The organism is Paenibacillus puldeungensis (assembly GCF_042678945.1).
Lineage (GTDB): Bacteria > Bacillota > Bacilli > Paenibacillales > Paenibacillaceae > Fontibacillus > Fontibacillus puldeungensis.
The window spans coordinates 65,218-81,661 of the sequence record NZ_JBHTLM010000016.1 but is presented as its reverse complement, the minus strand read 5'-3'; the positions used below and the strand labels follow the sequence as shown (position 1 = coordinate 81,661).

General features: G+C 49.2%; 12 protein-coding genes. 10 read left to right on the top strand and 2 right to left on the bottom strand.

Going from position 1 to position 16,444, the window contains the following annotated elements:
* The first annotated feature begins 137 nt into the window (after nucleotides 1-137).
* The 4 genes from ACFQ3W_RS19235 to ACFQ3W_RS19220 all read left to right on the top strand — a co-directional run bounded on the left by ACFQ3W_RS19235 (nucleotide 138) and on the right by ACFQ3W_RS19220 (nucleotide 1,941).
* Entirely contained in the window at nucleotides 138-356 is a 219-nt protein-coding gene (locus ACFQ3W_RS19235) for a spore coat associated protein CotJA (protein WP_379320853.1), read from the top strand.
* 4 nt (nucleotides 357-360) lie between these two features.
* Entirely contained in the window at nucleotides 361-687 is a 327-nt protein-coding gene (locus tag ACFQ3W_RS19230; RefSeq protein ID WP_379320852.1) for a spore coat protein CotJB, read from the top strand.
* A 48-nt stretch (nucleotides 688-735) separates the two neighbouring features.
* Complete coding sequence (locus ACFQ3W_RS19225; RefSeq protein ID WP_379320851.1) at nucleotides 736-1,305, top strand: manganese catalase family protein; 570 nt, start codon at nucleotides 736-738, stop codon at nucleotides 1,303-1,305.
* A gap of 174 nt (nucleotides 1,306-1,479) precedes the next feature.
* Entirely contained in the window at nucleotides 1,480-1,941 is a 462-nt protein-coding gene (locus ACFQ3W_RS19220) for a hypothetical protein (protein WP_379320850.1), read from the top strand.
* Here the strand turns inward: ACFQ3W_RS19220 and ACFQ3W_RS19215 are convergent.
* The gene (locus ACFQ3W_RS19215) at nucleotides 1,931-3,691 is read right to left on the bottom strand and encodes an S-layer homology domain-containing protein (protein WP_379320849.1); all 1,761 of its coding nucleotides are present in this window, start codon (nucleotides 3,689-3,691) and stop codon (nucleotides 1,931-1,933) included. The two genes, ACFQ3W_RS19220 and ACFQ3W_RS19215, sit on opposite strands and share 11 nt — an antisense overlap.
* 54 nt (nucleotides 3,692-3,745) lie before the next feature.
* Nucleotides 3,746-5,971, bottom strand: coding sequence for a metallophosphoesterase family protein (locus ACFQ3W_RS19210; RefSeq protein ID WP_379320848.1), 2,226 nt, complete (start codon nucleotides 5,969-5,971; stop codon nucleotides 3,746-3,748).
* A gap of 858 nt (nucleotides 5,972-6,829) precedes the next feature.
* Between ACFQ3W_RS19210 and ACFQ3W_RS19205 the strand changes: the two genes are divergently transcribed.
* The 6 genes from ACFQ3W_RS19205 to ACFQ3W_RS19180 all read left to right on the top strand — a co-directional run bounded on the left by ACFQ3W_RS19205 (nucleotide 6,830) and on the right by ACFQ3W_RS19180 (nucleotide 16,326).
* A complete protein-coding gene (locus tag ACFQ3W_RS19205) occupies nucleotides 6,830-7,798 on the top strand; it encodes a LacI family DNA-binding transcriptional regulator (RefSeq protein ID WP_379320847.1) in 969 nt (322 codons plus the stop codon).
* A gap of 157 nt (nucleotides 7,799-7,955) precedes the next feature.
* Nucleotides 7,956-8,906 carry an ABC transporter permease gene (locus ACFQ3W_RS19200; RefSeq protein ID WP_379320846.1) on the top strand — a complete coding sequence of 317 codons (951 nt, stop codon included), beginning with the start codon at nucleotides 7,956-7,958 and terminating at the stop codon, nucleotides 8,904-8,906.
* Between the two features lie 13 nt (nucleotides 8,907-8,919).
* Nucleotides 8,920-9,816, top strand: coding sequence for a carbohydrate ABC transporter permease (locus tag ACFQ3W_RS19195; protein WP_379320845.1), 897 nt, complete (start codon nucleotides 8,920-8,922; stop codon nucleotides 9,814-9,816).
* A 126-nt stretch (nucleotides 9,817-9,942) separates the two neighbouring features.
* Nucleotides 9,943-11,565, top strand: coding sequence for an ABC transporter substrate-binding protein (locus tag ACFQ3W_RS19190; protein WP_379320844.1), 1,623 nt, complete (start codon nucleotides 9,943-9,945; stop codon nucleotides 11,563-11,565).
* Between the two features lie 28 nt (nucleotides 11,566-11,593).
* Nucleotides 11,594-14,059 carry a PfkB family carbohydrate kinase gene (locus tag ACFQ3W_RS19185; protein ID WP_379320843.1) on the top strand — a complete coding sequence of 822 codons (2,466 nt, stop codon included), beginning with the start codon at nucleotides 11,594-11,596 and terminating at the stop codon, nucleotides 14,057-14,059.
* Complete coding sequence (locus ACFQ3W_RS19180; protein ID WP_379320842.1) at nucleotides 14,056-16,326, top strand: GH32 C-terminal domain-containing protein; 2,271 nt, start codon at nucleotides 14,056-14,058, stop codon at nucleotides 16,324-16,326. The genes ACFQ3W_RS19185 and ACFQ3W_RS19180 overlap by 4 nt, the downstream gene beginning before the upstream one ends.
* The last annotated feature ends 118 nt before the right edge of the window (nucleotides 16,327-16,444 follow it).

Genomic DNA, 16,444 nt, shown 5'->3' with positions numbered 1-16,444 from the left:
GACAAACCTCGGCGCTTTTTTTGCCATTTTGGCGAAATTTCGGTTCATAATCTGGGCGTTCGTCATATGTTATTGGTAGGAAGTAGGGGGTCTTTACCCCTGGCAGATGATATTGTTCTGGAAAAGGAGGAAGTTGTTTGAATTATCCGCAAGAGCAAGCGTATGCCCCTTTTGTCGGTCCGTTTGATCCGTGTCCGCCCATAACTTGCAAAACATACAGCACCCCACCGCAACTATACATTCAATTTCAGCCCCCCAATTTGCCGCAGTTCAGTCCGATGGACGCGTTAAGACATGGTACGCTATGGCCCTCTTTGTACAGCCCTTATGAATCCAAATGGGGAAAAGGACGGTGATCCCATGAACGATAACAACAATATGCCGAACATGATGCCGAACATGATGCCAAATTTGGCCAATACGTCCAAATCGCCGTGCGAACCGGAGTATTATGAGTTGCTTGAAAAGCTGCAGGCTCTTGATTTTGTTCTGGTGGAACTAAACCTGTATCTCGACACACATCCCGATGATCTTGCAGCCATCCAGCAGTTCAATCAAGTGACCCAGGAACGGACGAAGCTGGCTAATCATTTTCAACAACTATACGGTCCGTTGCAGAATTTTGGACGCGCCTATTCCAAATTCCCCTGGGAATGGTCGAAGAGTCCCTGGCCTTGGCAGGTTTGATAACCTGCCTTCCGTGTTATTGAAGCTAAAGGAGGTTAGTACGATAATATGTGGATTTATGAGAAAAAACTGCAATACCCTGTTCGTGTAAGCAAATGCGATCCCCGCATGGCAAAGCTGCTGATCGAGCAATACGGTGGGGCAGACGGAGAATTGGCGGCCGCTCTTCGTTACTTGAACCAAAGATATACGATTCCGGATAAGGTAATCGGTCTGCTAAACGATATTGGCACCGAAGAATTCGCCCACTTGGAAATGATTGCCACCATGGTATATAAGCTGACCAAGGATGCGACGGTGGAGCAAATCAAGGCCGCTGGACTCGATCCGTACTACGTAAACCATGACAAGGCGCTATTTTACCAGAGTGCGGGCGGTGTGCCGTTTACGGCGACCTACATCCAGGCCAAAGGCGATCCGATCGCCGATCTTTACGAGGATATCGCCGCCGAAGAGAAAGCGCGCGCTACATACCAGTGGCTGATCGACATGACCGACGATGTCGACATCCAGGACAGCCTGAAGTTCTTGCGCGAGCGCGAAATCATCCACTCGCTGCGCTTCCGCGAAGCGGTGGAGATTTTGAAGGAGGATCGGGATAACAAGAAGTTTTTTTGAGGGAAATTAGTACGGAGTCTCTACTGGAATGTGAGATTCAAAAAGCCTTCGCTAATTACTGGCGAGGCTTTTTATTTCCAGAAGCGATTATTGAACTATATTCCTATATTACCTATAATTAACTAATATTACTATAGTGGCTAAAGAACATATTCCATTAGGAAGTGATATGTAGTGGGTAAAGAAAGTCTATTAGAGATATTGTTTGATCCAACATCAAGTGATGCAGAGAAGGATGACGCAGTTATAGAGTTGGGGAGTAGTTATCAAGACGACGAGACTGTTGATATTCTAATCAAAGTTTCAAACGATAGGAATTATGACGAAATGATTGATGCAAGTTGTGGCGAGTCTATAGCTCAAATTTGGCTGATCCATCAACGAATTGATTTCAAAAGATTAGCAAGTTTAAAAGGAATTACATTGATCGAAGCGCTTTCTTTGATTAAAGCGAAACGTCCAGATTGGTATAGCACCTATTTAGTGAGCCTTGTTAGCCGTGCAGCTCCTGAAGTAAACATAAAAACCCGCAAAAAGCCTTATAGATCAAGGCTTTTTGTGGGTTTTATCTTCTTCTTTCTGCACCTGCTTATCAATGCGTTCCCCACCTCCACCAAAGGAGGATTTACTCGTTGATAAGCTTCGCGTAACGAAGGAGGCGTTCGAGAACAACAACGGTTTCCGCTCTCGACGCTGACTCCTTCGGGGCGAGTCTGTCGGCTGCTTTGCCGTCCATCAGCTTGTTTGATACAAGCAATTCCACCGAAGCTCTTGCCCATTCGGTGATCTCTCCCGAATCTTTGAAGCGGCTCTGCCGGTTGACGGACTTCGCTTGCGGGTCTGTAGGCTCTGTACTAACCAGTCCCATAAACCGCTCCAGCATGGCGGCCATTTGCTCGCGCGTGATCTCCGCATGAGGCCGGAACGTTCCATCCTCCATGCCGCTAACCAAGCCTTGCTCCTTGGCCGTCCGCACCGCGCCGGAAAACCAGTCGCTCGCTTGAACGTCTTTGAATACGGACGACTGCGAATCGCTGCTCAGTCCGGCAGCTCTGACGAGCAGCGCCGTGAATTCAGCCCGAGTTACTTTACCATCCGGGGCGAAAGTGTTTGTGTCAATGCCATTCACGATTAGCTTGGACGCCAAATGCTCGATCGAGTGCTGAGCCCAGTGGCCGACGGCGTCATGAAATGTTGGTTTGGATGAAACGACCATGTACATTTCATTCGTTGGATGCTTGAGTACAACGGTTGTGCCGCCATCCGCCGCACTCATGAAGACGGACGGGACGAAGCGCAGCTCGTGTGTCAGCGGATCGATGGCTGCGACCGTCGAGTTTTTCGGATCGATCTTGCCGGAGAGGGTTAGGGATTTGTTGATGAAACGGGTGCCGCTCGTTTCCACCTTGACCTGTTTGCCGACTGCGGCAGCCGAGATGGTAAACGAAATTGGCTTCGACAAGGTGGCGATGCCTTGGGCCGCCATTGTTTTACTCTCATTCTCCGTGAACAGGCCTGGCTTGGTTTGAATCACAACCGCGATGCCAATTTCGGATGCCAGAGCGTTCAGAGAGCTTTCCAGCGTGGATACGGAAATCGACTTGACTGGCAGCTCGATAGATGAGCTGTTAGATTGTATCGCAACAATCGCATCCGGAGCCATGCTCTGAGCGGCCTTTAGCACCTCCAACGGCAGCTCGACCTTTGCTCCAGCCAAACTTTTGCCTTGTCCAGGAACTACGATGGACACGATCAACGCTTTGCGGTTTTCATTAGATTGAGATGTCAGCTTCCCGAATGCCGCTGACAGCGCAGCCTTGTCGACCGCAACTTTCGCCAGAACAGCTCCATTCTCATTCACCTCTGTAACGGTTAAGGCTGAAGCGGGAACCGTTACTGTGATCGCCGAGCCGTCCGTTTTAACCGGTGAAGCGCCAACGTTAGGTGTTGGGGCTGCACTTCCGGAGCCGCCTCCATTGTACGCCCCCGGACCGCGTCCGGAATCGCTGCTGTCCGAGCCGCCAGTGTCACTCGGTATCTTAGTCACGTCAAAAGTCTGCTTCGCCGCCGTTTCCAGACCGCCTTGGCCGGCGATCACTGTATATTGACCCGTCATCGTATCGGCCGGCAGCGTGATCGTATCTTGATAAGCATCCTGGTTGACCTTCACCGCATTGAAGTAAAGTACCGTCCCGTCCGGGCGGACGATCTTTACGATGATGTTGCTAAGCGGTGAAGTCCCGGTTATTCGAAACGTATCGCCCGGATGCTTGACGGCGGCGTCCAGCTTCATTGCCGGTACTGCTTCCGCGCCTGCCGCAACCGGAACGGACGTCATAAGCATCGTCATCAATAAGAAGGAAATGATGCTTTTCTTGCTTGTCAAAGAAATCTCCTCTTTCTTAGTTGGTTTGGTCTGCTTTGGCTTCGTGCAATATCGCTATTGCAGCGTTACCGGTTCTGCAAGCAGCGTGCCGACATTCGTCAGATCGGCGCTGAAATCGGAAACGATCAGCACGCGAACATGGTAGCCGCTATTGCGGTTTACGTTGAATTTGGCATTGAAGGAGCCGCCCTCGGCGGGTACTGGCGCTTGATACGACGCGATGCTGACCGGTGTATTTCCCTTCATCAGCTGGAAGACGACCACAGCCGTATTTTGTGAGGTGGTCGGCTTCACCGTGACGGTTGCATCAACCATGGACGTATTTGTCGCTAAAGCCGCGCTTGTTACAACAAACGGGTGGTTATCAACCGGCGGTGCGCTAGCAACTTCAAACGTTACCCGTCCAAGTTCAAGATTGTCGTTATCTGAGCGGTATTCGGCTTCTCCGACATAGACCGCATCGTATTTGCCCGGCGCAAGGTTCAGGCCGCTGAATGTCATCGTTCCGTCAGGCTGCTGAACGCTATTCGTTTTTTGCTGCGCGATCGCTTTTACATTTTTGCCGAGTTTCGTTCCTGCAGGGAAAATACCGATCCAGTCTTCCAGAACAGAGCCTGTATACGCGACTTGAACTGGTTCGGCAGGAGCGTACGAGGATTTGACCGTTTTAATAGTAGGATTACCTAACGTCAAATCGGGATCGGTCGCCGGATCGACTACCGGAATTTGCGCCGAAAGCTTCACCTCGAATTGTGCGTTCTCAATCCAGCTGTTGTTTGCGAAATCTCTGCCTTTCACGACCACTTTGTCGTCGTACACTTTCACGAAATAGCCCTGGCTTCCGTCTTTGTAAGCATTACTGTCCGTCCACAGGTAAGCCGTTGATGCCGTGTTGAACAGGGTTGCATACTTCGCGTTGTACATTGTATCTTTCGCGCCCAGCTCCCAATGGGTATGGCCGCTGAACATAATCGATTGCGGATGCTTGGCCAGAATCAGTTTCAATTCCTTATCCTGTCTTACGCCATACCAGTTGTTGGTTGGAATATAGCTTTCGTTTGCCCCGGAAACCGTATTTTTCAGAGGCTGATGGAGAAAAATGAAGGTCGGCTTGTCCTTGGACTCGTTTTCGGACAGCTTGGCGTCAAGCCATTTTAACTGCGTATCCGATAGATAGGAGTAATCCTTCAGCCCTTTTTCCGTGCCGAGAAAAATAAAATGATACCCTTTAATCCAAAAATCGTAATAATTCGATTTCATGTTTGTGTACTTGGTGAACCGCTCAGAATATTGGCTCCAATCCCCCCAGCGAACGTCGTGGTTTCCCTGGACGAAATAGGTCGGCGGAAGTTTGCTCTTATACTGATCGAAAATACGCTTCAATTCTTGATATTCCGCTTCGTCGCCGTTGTTGGTGTTATCACCAACGGTCATCAAGCCATCACTTTTCGGGTCCATCTGGATGATATCCTTCAGTGCATTCTCGAAGTTTTTGTTATGGTAATGGTCCGAATCGCTCGTTATATGCATGTCGCTGATTACCTCGAAGCTGACTGCCGGCTCCTCTGTGGTCAAGCCGGGAATAGCAGCTTCGGCGCTCGCCGACGACGATCCCGCTATGGAGTTGGAGTAGGCGATCAGCTTCGTAGCACCCTTCGGAATCGGCGTGTCGACCGGGAACGTATAAGTAGCGGGCTGGTACGTTGCGCCAGTCACGGTCAAGGGAATCGTTGCGATAGCGGGGTGGCCGGGAAGCTTGCCGACATCGTTGCCCCAATACAGCAAATAGTTAAGTATGTTGGACATGTCGGCCGGGTTTTGAATGGTGACCTCACCGGATATTTGGTTCGGATCAGAAGCCGTATCGGATATGGTCATGCTTTTGGGAGCCTCGAGCGATATGATGGAGAACGGGGCCCGCTGAAAAATGTTGTAGCCGTCGTCCTCCATATACAGGGCTTCGTATTCGCCAGGAGGCAGATTTTTCGTAAAGGTCAGCTTGCCGTCAGGCTGGCCTGACGAGCTTGTGTAGCTCCAGACAAGAGATGGATTGCTGCTTTGTGGAACGGCTCCTTTCATATATAGGCCGATCCAGTCTTTTTTTGAAGCTCCGGTATAGGATAATGTGATGGGCTGGCCTTGTATGTAGGTCGGCTTGTCCATAGTGATCGTTTGATTCGCAGCTCTGGCAACCTGAGCAGGAATAATTTGAAGCATCGTCATAAAAGCCATAACGAAGCAAAGCAATGCGGATAAATGTTTTCGTGCAGATTTCAACATTAAGACACCTCTGTTCAGTTAATAGGTCAAGCTACGATAAGTGACTTCCAAAACAACGAACAGTCATAAAACATTGCCCCTAATTCAGCCGGCATGCTACAACGGAACGGTATCCCAAATAAAAATTCAAAATTTCACCTCCTAATTTGTCAAAAATCTTTTTTGTACAAATTTTAATTGTACGTTCATTCATCTACTTTTGTGTCAAATACCGGTTAACTGAACATTAAGATATGCTAATTAATTATTGTTTGCAGCTTAAATCTCTAATGTAAATGCATTCATCTTCACAAAGATTCCTTCAAAAACTTTTTCATATGTGCTGTTATTTTTTGTAATGATTATGATCATTCAAAATGTATTGAATGTAAATGTGAAAGGCTTTTTGCTGGTTTTCAGTGGATAAGGAATGAGGATTTAGAAAGCCCTTGTCGAGCGGTCTCCCGGTTACGTTCGTTGTTGCGAAGGAACTGTTCGTATGTTTACAAAATCGAGGTTAATATATATAAACGACGCCTTCATTCGAAGTTGCGGGGGAGCAATAACGATGGCTGAACGAACTTAAGTCAGATGACTTCCTCTCGCAGCTTACGTAATAAGACTAAGCCAGGAACTATTCGTTTGCATGATTTTGGGGTACTGAGACAGTGAGATCCATACTGCTTGATTTGTAGTTATACAGATTATGAGGATAGGCGGATTAGAAACGTGTTTATCTATCCGTTCTTCTTGTAAAGGTGTTTCTAACTTTGTTTTGAAGTAAGAACATAATAAAAGCGCCTTCAAAAAAATATTGAAACGTTTCCAATTTGGTGTTATTATGATTTCCATAAGAGAGAGTTTAAGTGGGGGGGTTATATGGCAAGTATTAAAGATGTAGCCAACTTAGCTGGTGTAGCTGTGGGAACCGTGTCCCGGGTCGTTAACAATTCGGGCGCTGTAAAACCTGCTACACGCAGAAAAGTTGAGGAAGCCATACAAGAATTGAATTATATTCCTAATGAGATTGCCCGAAATTTCAAAATGCGGAAATCCAAAATGGTAGCCTTGCTGCTGCCGAGTATCTGGCATCCCTTCTTTTCCGAACTGGCTTATTACATTGAAGATGAATTGGATCGGGAAGGTTTTAAGCTCATGTTGTGCAATAGCGGAGGCAAACCCGAAAAGGAATTATATTATCTGGATATGCTTCAGCAAAACAAAGTGGCCGGTATTGTCGGCATTACGTATAACGATATCGAAAATGACGTGAGCAATGATATTCCGATTGTCAGTATCGACAGACACTTTAGCAAGAAGATCACTTGTGTCACTTCCGATAACTATGAAGGGGGACGGCTGGCGTTAAGGGAACTGGTCAAAGCGGGAGCCCGAAGACCGGCTTTTCTAGGCAGCGTCACTTCCGTTTTCAGCGAAACGATGAATCGGAGAGAGGGTTTCGTTCAGGAGGCGAAAACAATGGGCGTTGACTATGTTGTATACGAGAAGCCGGACCCCGTTGTGGACGACGATGCATATTTTGAAGGATTTCTGGATGAGTATCGTGATGTAGATGGCATTTTTGCTATTACCGATATGTTTGCGGCCAAATATATAGAAAGAGCAGGCAGACGGGGGATTCGCGTTCCGGAAGATGTAAAGGTCATCGGATATGACGGCATACAAGATCATCCTTATTTTCACCCGATATTGTCAACGATCAGGCAGCCTGTAGAGGAGATGGCGCGCACGACGATTAGGCTGCTCTACAAAAAGATCAAAGGTGAGACTTTGGATCGGGAGGCTTATCGTCTTCCAGTTATATTTAGGCAAGGCGAAACGACTTGATTACGGTTCAAGATCATGAGAAAAACATCATTTACACGGCGGTTTCACGTTGCGAATTTGCCGGTTGACGTTTTTCTTCTGATAAATTGGAAACGTTTCAATTATATTGGAAACGTTTCAATTACATCATATTTTTGCTTAGAAAGGGTGCATAAAGGTGAATTCAAGCGATTCCGGGGTAGATCAATCCATAGTCAAGGTGAAACGTAAGACTTGGGTTCAGATTAAACGCAACTACGAATTATATCTGTTTCTTCTGCCAATCATTCTGGTCTATCTCGTGTTCAAGTACTATCCGATGTACGGTGTGCAAATTGCCTTTAAGGATTTCTCGCCGAGCCAGGGAATTTGGGGCAGCGAATGGGTAGGGTTCAAACACTTTATTGATTTTTTTGATTCCTATAACTTCTGGACGATCATGAGCAATACACTGACACTCAGTTTTCTGTCGCTGGTGTTCGGCTTTCCGGCACCGGTCATCATCGCGCTTTTGCTGAACCAGATGCTGGGCAAGCGGTACAAGAAATTTATCCAAACCGTCATTTATGCGCCGCACTTTATTTCTACCGTTGTGCTTGTTGGCATGCTTAATGTTTTCTTATCGCCAAATAGTGGAATCGTGAACCACCTTATCACCTTGTTCGGAGGTGATCCCATTATGTTTATGGCCGACGAAGGCTGGTTCCGTCCTTTGTACATTTTGTCGGGGATATGGCAAGAGACCGGGTTCTCCACGATCATTTATCTGGCTGCTCTTGCGGGGGTTAATCCCGAACTGCATGAAGCAGCGATCATGGATGGAGCAAGCAAATGGAAGCGGGTATGGTACGTGGATATCCCCAGCATTTTGCCGACGATCGTAATCTTGCTTATTCTTGCACTCGGAAACATCATGAGCATCGGTTTTGAAAAAGCATTTCTGATGCAAAGCGATCTGAACTATGCCACTTCCAATATTATTCCGACCTATGTATACGAGTTGGGGATTCAGAAGGCGCAATACAGCTTTTCAACGGCAGTCGGACTGTTTAATTCCGTTATCAATATCATCTTGATTGTCACTGTCAACCGGATCGCCAGAAAATTGACGGAAACCAGTCTGTGGTAAGGGGGGATTTACTTTGAACCAATTGTTGAAAAGAAAAAGCAGAGGGGACGCTTGGTTTGACGCCATCAATGTCTTCTTGTTGACCGTCGTAATGCTGCTTGTATTATTTCCGCTGTATTTTGTACTGATTGCTTCATTTAGCGATCCCAATCTGATTTATTCAGGGGAAGTCTGGTTGTATCCGAAGGGGTTTACGCTTGATGGCTATGAACGGATATTCAATGATTCCTCCATCTGGATCGGCTATGCCAACTCCATACTTTACGCGGGGTTAGGAACCTTGATTGGAGTCGCCGTCACCGTGTTTGCAGCTTACCCGTTAGCCCGCAAGGATTTGGTCGGGAGATCGGCCATCATGTGGTTTTTGATGATCACTATGTTTTTTAGCGGCGGGTTGATTCCGACCTATTTGTTGATCAAAGACCTGCACATGTTGAACACCATCTGGGCGCTGGTCATTCCCGGGGCCGGCGGGATATTCAATGTCATTATCGTAAGAACTTTTTTTCAGTCGTCCATCCCAGATGAAATGTGGGAAGCGGCTTCGATCGACGGTTGTTCCAATACCCGATTTTTTTGGAGCATTGTGTTGCCCCTGTCGAAATCCATCATTGCCGTCATGGTTTTGTATCATGTCGTCGGTTTCTGGAACGGTTTTTTCGATGCTCTGATCTATTTAAACGATGAAAGCAAGTATCCGCTGCAGTTGGTGCTACGGAATATTCTCGTCCAGAATCAAGTCAACTCCGGCATGATGGTGGATGTGGAATCTTACGCAGCCAAGATGCGCGTTACGGAGTTGATCAAATACGGTGTCATCATGGTCTCCAGCCTGCCGTTGCTGATTTTATATCCTTTCCTGCAAAAGTACTTTGTCAAAGGCGTGATGATCGGCTCGATCAAGGGGTGATGTTGGCCTCGGGCTTGAAAGGGGGGATGTGCAGCGATATTGATGTATGGCATCCAGACAAATCCAGAAGACGTTTCGTGAAAGGATTCCAATTGGTGAAAGTTCAAAAGGGAGGTTATGTAAACGATGAAATCTTTATTCAAAAGTGCGGGGATTCTTATACTGGCCGGAGCGTTTGCATTAAGCGGATGTTCGGGCGGGGGTGGGTCAAAGAACGTAGCGGAGAATCCGGATCAGGACGCAAATTTCAATAAAACCGGTCTGCCGATTGTGAAAGAACCGGTGACTTTAAAGATGGTATCCCCGAAAGCTGCTTTGGCGCCGGAATATTCCGAAATGGAAATCTTCAAGCGTCTTGAAAAGCAAACCAACGTTAAAGTTGAGTGGGAGAACATCCCGGATACCGACTATGCCGAGAAGAAAAATTTACTGCTAGCTAGCGGAAATCTGCCGGATGCTTTTTATACGGCCGGGTTCTCTGATTACGAACTCATCAATTACGGGAAAGACGGAACGATCATTCCACTGGAGGATTTGATCGATCAATACGCGCCCAACTTAAAAGCGCTTTTTGAACTCAGACCCGACATCAAATCAGCAATCACGGCACCGGATGGTCACATCTACGGGCTGCCGTCGTGGGAAGAGAATAATCTCGGAACCAACCCTTTCTTTCACGTGATCAATAAAAAGTGGCTTGATAAGCTGGGGCTGAAAATGCCGGAAACACTCGATGAGTACACGGAAGCCTTGGTTGCCTTTAAAACGCAGGATCCGAACGGAAACGGAAAGGCCGATGAAATCCCGTTAAGCTTTATGCACATGCAGTGGTGTATGGACATTGGCGGCATCTTCGGAGCTTTCGGACTGCCGGATAACATGGAGCATCGGATCGTCCGTGACGGAAAAGTGATTTTTACCGCTACGCAACCTGAGTATAAGGAAGCTTTGAAATATTTTCATGAGAAATGGTATAAGCAAGGCCTGATCGACCCCGAATCGTTCACCCAGGACGCCGCTCAGTATCTGGCCAAGGGCAAAACAACAGACGAAACGCTCGGCTCCTACATCTGGTGGGAAGTTGAAGAGGTCGTCGGAACAGAGAGAAGCCAGGATTATGCTTTGCTGTCTCCGCTCAAGGGACCGAACGGGGATCAGTTGATCGGTCGCGGCAATGGCGGCGGTCCGGCACGCGGTGCCTTTGTGATTACCAAAGCGAACCGTTATCCGGAAATCACGATGAGATGGATCGATGAGCAGTATGAACCTTATATGGCGGCGCAAATTCACTGGGGCCCGCTGGATGTCGTTTTCAAGAAAGACGAAAACGGAAAATTGGTGAACCTGCCACTTCCTGAGGGAACCTCCGCCGGCGAATTCCGGCAAAAAGTGGCTCCCGGCGCAGGCGGCCCCGGCGTCATTACCATTGAAGACTTGGGGAAAGTCGTTGATTTGGAGCCTCGGGCCCAGCAGCGCGTGAAAGATTTGGAGAAGTACTATGATCCTTTTATGGAAAAGGAAAACTATCCGAGCATTTTCTTCAACCCGGAAGAATTGGACAGAATCAACAAGATTGAACCTGAATTGATCAAGTATGCGAACACCCAAAGAGGCAAGTTTATCGTAGATGGTGTCATCGATGAGCAGTGGGACAGCTATGTGAAGACGCTGGAGAAGATGGGTTTGAACGAATTGATGGAGATCTATCAAACGGGACTGAATCGCTATAACGCAAATATAAAAAAGTAAGACACTAATGGATAGGTGGGGAGAAACTGTGCTTGATGTAATGACTATCGGGGAAGTGTTGATCGACTTTACTCCGTCAGGCCGTACGGCGGAAGGCAACGGGCAGTTTACTTGCAACCCTGGAGGCGCTCCGGCGAACGTAGCGGCTGCGCTGTCCCGTTTAGGAGCCAGAGCGGGTATCGTTAGCAAGGTTGGGGAGGATCATTTCGGATCGTTGTTGCACCATACTTTACTTAACAGCGGGGTTGACGTATCCGCGCTTTCGTTTACGGACGAAGCCAATACAACGCTGGCTTTCGTCCATCTGGGAGACGACGGAGACCGGTCGTTCAGCTTCTACCGGAAGCCGGGAGCGGATACATTCTTGCGGCCGAAGGATGTCCCGTTCGATCGAATCGAAAAGTGCCGGGTCCTGCATTTCGGATCTTTGTCGATGACCCATGAGCCGGCCCGCACGGCAACGAGAGAAGCGGTTGTTAAAGCGGAGGAGGCAGGAGTCCTGTTGTCGTTCGATCCGAACATCCGATTTGCGTTATGGGAGAGCAAAGAGGAAGCGAAACAACATATTCTTTGGGGCTTAAAACATGCCGACATCCTGAAAATATCGGAGGAAGAGCTCAGCTTTATTGCCGGTACAACCGATGTGGAGAAGGGTTCGCTAGAGCTGCAGCAACAATTCGGTATTGCCTTAATCGTCGTTACTTTGGCGGAAAAAGGCTGTTATTACCGACTAGCCGATGCTGACGGATATATATCTGGTTTCCGGGTGAAATCCATCGATACGACGGGAGCCGGCGATGCTTTTTTAGGATGCTTGTTATATAAGATTCTGGAAAGCGGAATCCCATTGCAACTGCTGGAAGAGCAGCAAATCATCGGTATGCTGACATTTGCAAATGCCGGTGGTTCGATCGTTACGACACGGAAGGGAGCTCTTCAGTCTATGCCAACAACAGATGAAATTCATAAGGTGATCGAGTCAAACAAGCGGGATGAGGATAAGTTCAAACCGGGGTTTCATTTTTCACCCCCATCACATTGGATGAATGATCCGAACGGTTTAGTTTATTACGAAGGTGAGTATCACCTGTTTTATCAGTATCATCCCTTTAGCAACAAATGGGGGCCGATGCATTGGGGACATGCGGTAAGTCCGGATTTAATCCATTGGGAGCATAGGCCGATCGCTTTATTCCCGGATGAGTACGGGGCGATTTTCTCCGGCTGTTGCGTGGTGGACTGGAATAACAGCAGCGGACTGTTCGAAGGTTCGCATGGATTGGTCGCCATCTTTACCCATGCGGACACCTGCCCGAAGACTAAACAACCGCGCCAGCGGCAAAGCTTGGCTTACAGCAGCGACAAAGGCCGAACTTGGCACAAATATGAGGGGAACCCGGTTCTCGCCGAGGAGGATCTGATCGACTTTCGAGATCCGAAAGTGTTCTGGCATCCGCAAAGCGAGCGGTGGGTGATGGTGCTAGTGGCGGGAGACCATGCTCGTTTTTATGGATCGAAAAACTTAATTGAATGGACGCTGACCGGCGTATTCGGCAAAGGGGAGGGATCGCATGACGGCGTGTGGGAATGTCCGGATCTCTTTGAATTGCCTGTCGGTGACAGCGGGCGCTCCAAATGGGTGCTGATCATTAGCATTGGGGATAACCCATCCGTTCCCGAAGGATCGCGCACACAGTACTTTATCGGCGAGTTCGACGGAAATACGTTCATTAATGACAATCCTGCCGATCAGACCCTGTGGCTGGATTATGGACGAGACAACTACGCGGGGGTGACCTGGTCGGATATGCCTGAGCAAGACGGGCGTCGCGTGATTATCGGATGGATGAGCAATTGGAAATATGCCAACGAGACGCCGACTGGAGCCTGGAGAGGCTCAATGACGCTGCCTCGGGTCTTGTCGTTGACGAGCCGCGACGAGGGCGTGGTGCTGACGCAAATTCCGGTACGGGAAGTCGAGCAACTGCGCAAAGCATCGATGAGCCGGGAGAATGTCACGGTGATGCCGGAGGCGCCGTTTACGCTGCAAATAAACGACGATTTGCTGGAAATTGAAGTGGACATCGATATCCGGTCCGGGAACGGAGTCCATATCCTATTGAAATCCTCCGGGGAAAGCGAAACGAGGATCGGATACGATGCTGAGCGCGAGTGGTTATTCATTGACCGTTCGAACTCGGGCCTGACCGATTTCCACCCGTCGTTCGCTTGCGAGCATGGCACCGAATTGGCACCGGACAACGGGAAAATTAAACTTCATATCTGGATTGATCGCAATTCGGTTGAGGTATATGCGAATGAAGGGCTCGTTGTGCTGACGGATCAAATTTTCCCTGACGCTCCGATCGAGAGTGTTTGGGTAAGCGCAAATTCGGGGCAGGTTGTGTTGAACTCATTCCGTGTTCATTCGCTTACTTCCGTTCCTTTTCCCAATATTGCCGTCGAGCAGCCTTCAAGGGGGAATGATGCGTGAGCCAAATAACCCATAATCGGGGGCCGGTGATGTATTGGGCTTTCGACGAAGGAGGAGGGGACAGCGCTCTGGAGAGCCTGTCCCAATCTCGGGATGATATTCAATACGTATTGAAGCAAGCGGAGTTTGCCGAGCCGCGCGATCCGCAATGGAGACAGGGCGTGTTAGGCAGCGGACTCCTGTTCGACGGTTACTCGACATATGTTACCCATTCGTTCGAAAAGGGAGAGACAACGGGAAATGTGTCGGAGCTGAGCATCGAAGTATGGGTAGCACCCCGTTCGTATGAATGGGGGGAAGGAGGCAAGCTGGCCGCGATCGTAAACCGCTACAACAGGGAGAGCAAGCAGGGATATCTGCTTGGCATGTTCCGTCACGGTTCTTGGTCCTTTCAACTCGGGCTGGAAGGCGGCGAATGGAAAGAACTTTGGTCCTCTGACGGCTATGAACTGCCCAAAAATGAATGGTCCTACGTAAGTGCGGTGTTCAATGGGAACCAAGGCGAAATGAAGCTGTATTTGAACGGTAACGAAATCGCTTCGGCTTCCTTGCCGCAAGGTTCCCGTCTGGCCGAGGCGCCGGGCACGGAGCTGCTCATCGGCAAAAACAATCACAGCAGTTGGTTGGCGAGAGCCTTCAGCCTGCATATGTTTAGCGGAATCATCGATGAGCTTAAGATCTATCATCGGGCCCTAAGCGCGGAGGAAGTAGCCGCCGCTTATCGGGAAGTGTTGGATTCGACCCACGGAGGCGTCCATCCGTCCTTAAAATACGATGAGATTAAGTTGGACCGAACGTCCCTGCGGTCAGACCGGCACCGACCGCAATACCATGTCAGCCCGCCGGCCCATTGGATGAATGAGCCTCATGCGCCCATCTATTTTGAGGGGAAATATCATTTATTCTATCAGCATAACCCGCTGGGGCCTTTCTTTCATCATATCCATTGGGGCCATTGGGTAAGCGAAGATCTGGTGCATTGGCGCGACCTTCCCGTGGCGCTCGCGCCGGAAAAGGATCAGCTTGCGCCGGACGGAATCTGGTCGGGAAGCGCGACATATGATGCGGACGGCCTGCCGGTCCTGTTCTTTACGGCGGGAAATGACAGCGCTTCGCCAAACCAAAGCGTGGCGTTGGCCCGAAGCACCTACACCCTAGATGGCGACTCGGATCTGGTTCGCTGGGTCAAACACCCGGAGCCGCTTATTGTGCAGAAGAAGGGAATAGGCGCGTTCGGCGATTTTCGCGATCCATTTGTGTGGAAGGACGATGACGGCTGGTATGTCCTGGTCGGATCCGGAATCGAAGGTGAAGGCGGGGCCGCCCTGGCATTTGCGTCAAAGGATATGCTGAATTGGACGTACAAAGGCCCGTTTTTTAAAGCGGATATCCAGAAGTTTCCTTATCTAGGCCCAATATGGGAGCTTCCTGTCTTTCTTCCCCTTGGCACCGACAAGCAAGGGGTGAACAAACATCTTCTGCTGGTTAGCCCGGTGGGAAAGGGGGCGGATGTCGAGGTGTTTTATTGGATCGGGCAGCTTGACAAGGAAAATCTTACCTTCGTTCCCGATCGAGAGGAGCCGCAATTGATTGACGTCGGTGATTTTCATTTTACCGGTCCGAGCGGAATGGTGGATCCTAAAACCGGGCGAAAGATCATCTTTACGATCGCCCAAGGCGACCGGACGCCCGAGCTGGAATATCAATCGGGTTGGGCCCATAATGGAGGCTTGCCGCTTAGCGTATATTTGCGGGATGACGGACGGCTGGGAATCGAGCCTATTGAGGAATTGCAATCGCTGCGCGGGGAGAAACGGCTATCGCTTCGGAACGAGACACTCGCCGAGGCAAATGTACGGCTCCGGGAGGTTCAAGGCGACATGCTTGAGATTCAATTGGAAATCGAGCCGGGCAGCGCCCGGCAATTCGGAATTAAAGTTCGGTGCACCCCGGACGGGGAAGAAGAAACGCTGCTATATTATGATGCGAAGCAATCGATGCTCTTGGTCGACCGGACGAAAACGACGCTGCATCCGGGAGAACGATGCGGAGGGATTCAGGGCGGTAAACTGGAGCTGCCAGATGAGAATCTGAAGCTGCACCTTTATTTGGACCGTTCCATGGTCGAAGCCTATGCCAACGGATTGAAAAGCCTGACAACCCGGGTATACCCGAGCCGAAAGGATGCTTTGGGGCTTGAGGTCTGGAGTGACGGGGAACTAACGGTTAAATCCTTGGATATATGGGTGATGCAAGCCATTTGGTAACGTGAGCGCTTAGGCGCTCCTTATCACCTTACATTGTGAAAACGCTTTATCCTTCTTCTTTTTTCATCATGATTATCATCCTTGTACAGAGGGAGCATTGCGAAGTCAGATAGCGGTG

Coding starts and splice junctions, on each gene's coding strand:
- ACFQ3W_RS19210 (WP_379320848.1), bottom strand. CDS start 5,971: ATGTTGAAATCTGCACGAAAACATTTATCCGCATTGCTTTGCTTCGTT.
- ACFQ3W_RS19225 (WP_379320851.1), top strand. CDS start 736: ATGTGGATTTATGAGAAAAAACTGCAATACCCTGTTCGTGTAAGCAAA.
- ACFQ3W_RS19205 (WP_379320847.1), top strand. CDS start 6,830: ATGGCAAGTATTAAAGATGTAGCCAACTTAGCTGGTGTAGCTGTGGGA.
- ACFQ3W_RS19230 (WP_379320852.1), top strand. CDS start 361: ATGAACGATAACAACAATATGCCGAACATGATGCCGAACATGATGCCA.
- ACFQ3W_RS19190 (WP_379320844.1), top strand. CDS start 9,943: ATGAAATCTTTATTCAAAAGTGCGGGGATTCTTATACTGGCCGGAGCG.